The sequence below is a fragment of the Caulobacter sp. D5 genome, assembly GCF_003185805.1.
Lineage (GTDB): Bacteria > Pseudomonadota > Alphaproteobacteria > Caulobacterales > Caulobacteraceae > Caulobacter.
In genome coordinates this window covers 1-2,012 of record NZ_QHJY01000449.1, presented here as the reverse complement: position 1 = coordinate 2,012, position 2,012 = coordinate 1, and the positions used below count along the sequence as shown (strand labels likewise).

The window sequence follows — 2,012 nt, the reverse complement described above, 5'->3', positions numbered from 1 at the left end:
AGAGAGAGGGGTTCACTTAGCCTTACCGCCCGCCGGTCGAGCCGAAGCCGCCGGCGCCGCGATCGGTGTCGTCGAGGCTGGCCACCAGGCTCCAGGCCGCCTGCAGCACCGGCGCGATGACCAGCTGGGCGATGCGGTCGCCGCGGCGGATCACGAAATCCTCGGCGCCCAGATTGGCCAGGATCACCTTCACTTCACCGCGATAGTCGCTGTCGATCGTGCCCGGCGAGTTCAGGCAGGTGATCCCCGCCTTGGCCGCCAGGCCCGAACGCGGCCGCACCTGGGCCTCGAAACCGGCCGGCACGGCGAAGGCGAGACCCGTGGGGACCATGAACCGGGCGCCCGGCTTCAGGGTCAGGGGCGCGTCCTCCTCGACGGCGGCGCGCAGGTCCATGCCGGCGGCGCCGACGGTCTCGTAGGCGGGCAGCGGCAGGCCGTGGGCGTGGGCGAGCTGGACGACGGGGATGTGGGGCGTGGTGGTCATAGAGCTTCCGCGATGCGTTGTGCGATGGAGCGGGCGACGTCGTCCTTGGAGGCGCGTTCCCAGCGTTCGGTGTGGTCCTTGGCGATCAGCAGGACGGCGTTCTCCGTCCCGCCCATGACGCCCGGCTCGGTCACGTCGTTGGCGATGATCCAGTCGCAGCCCTTGCGCGCCAGCTTGGCGCGGGCATGGGCCTCGACGTCGTCGGTCTCGGCCGCGAAGCCGACCACCAGTTTCGGCCGGTTCGGGCCGCTGGCGGCCAGGGTGGCCAGGATGTCGGGGTTCTCGACGAAGGTCAGGGCCGGGGGCCCGCCCTTGTCCTTCTTCAGCTTGGAGCCGAACACCTCGTCGACCCGCCAGTCGGCGACAGCGGCGACGAACACCCCGACATCGGCCGGCAGGGCGGCCTGGGCGGCGGCCAGCATCTCGCGGGCGGTCTCGACATCGACGCGCTCGACGCCCGCCGGGGTCGGCAGCGACACCGGCCCGCTGACCAGGGTGACCTTGGCGCCGAGCTTGGCCAGCGCGCCGGCGATGGCGTAGCCCTGGCGGCCGCTGGAGCGGTTGGTGATGCCCCGCACCGGGTCGATCGGCTCGAAGGTCGGTCCCGCCGTGACCAGGGCGCGCTTGCCGGCCAGCGGCCAGGCCTCGAAGATCTCCTCGGCCGGCGCGTTCAGCATCTTCACGATCGCCGCGAAGATCTCGGGCGGCTCGGCCAGGCGTCCCGGACCGAACTCACCGCAGGCCATGGCCCCCTCGTCGGGTCCGACGAAGCTCACGCCGTCGGCCTTCAGGGTCGCCACGTTGCGCTGCGTGGCCGGATGCAGCCACATGCGCACGTTCATGGCCGGGGCCATCAGCACCGGCTTGTCGGTGGCCAGCAGGGTGGTGGAGGCCAGGTCCCCGGCCAGGCCGTTCGCTGCCTTGGCGATCAGGTCGGCGGTGGCGGGCGCCACCACCACCAGGTCAGCCGAGCGCGACAGCTGGATGTGGCCCATCTCGGCTTCGTCGGTCAGCGAGAAGAGGTCGTCATAGACCTTGTCCTCGGAGAGCGCGGCCAGCGACAGCGGAGTGACGAACTCCGCCCCGGCCTTGGTCAGGATCGGCCGCACGCCGACGCCGGCCTTGCGCAGCAGGCGGGTCAGCTCCAGCGCCTTGTAGGCCGCCACGCCGCCGCCGACGATCAGGAGCACGCGCTTGCCGCCCGGGATGTCGCTCACCTTGAAGGCCTCTCGTCCGCCGGTTCCCCTCCGCGCATAGAGCGCCTCGCGCCCGCAGGCAATCGCGCTGGCAGGCCGCGCGCGGAAGATGCACGAGGGGACTCGACTCGCGTTCCTTTTTCGTTCACCAATCGTTAAGATTGCAAAATCGGGGAGCGAGCGAGCATGACGGGAGCGTTGCGTTTCGGACTTCTGGCCCTTTCGGCCGCCTTGCTGGCGGGCTGCGACGGCGGGGCCTCGGCGGTGAAGGCGCCCAAGAGCGGCGACGCCGTGGCGACCGGCGGCGGGGTCGACAGCGGCGGCGCTCCGGC

2 protein-coding genes are annotated in these 2,012 nt (G+C 71.6%); both read right to left on the bottom strand.

Annotated features, from left to right (window positions below):
- Positions 1–22: 22 nt before the first annotated feature.
- Complete coding sequence (dut, locus tag DMC18_RS23315) at positions 23–484, bottom strand: dUTP diphosphatase (RefSeq protein ID WP_110121173.1); 462 nt, start codon at positions 482–484, stop codon at positions 23–25.
- Positions 481–1,692 carry a bifunctional phosphopantothenoylcysteine decarboxylase/phosphopantothenate--cysteine ligase CoaBC gene (coaBC, locus tag DMC18_RS23310; protein ID WP_199228563.1) on the bottom strand — a complete coding sequence of 404 codons (1,212 nt, stop codon included), beginning with the start codon at positions 1,690–1,692 and terminating at the stop codon, positions 481–483. Before coaBC ends, dut begins: the two co-directional genes overlap by 4 nt.
- Positions 1,693–2,012 lie beyond the last annotated feature (320 nt).

Excerpts from the sequence above, each read along its gene's own strand:
- dut (WP_110121173.1), bottom strand. The coding sequence starts at position 484 with ATGACCACCACGCCCCACATCCCCGTCGTCCAGCTCGCCCACGCCCAC.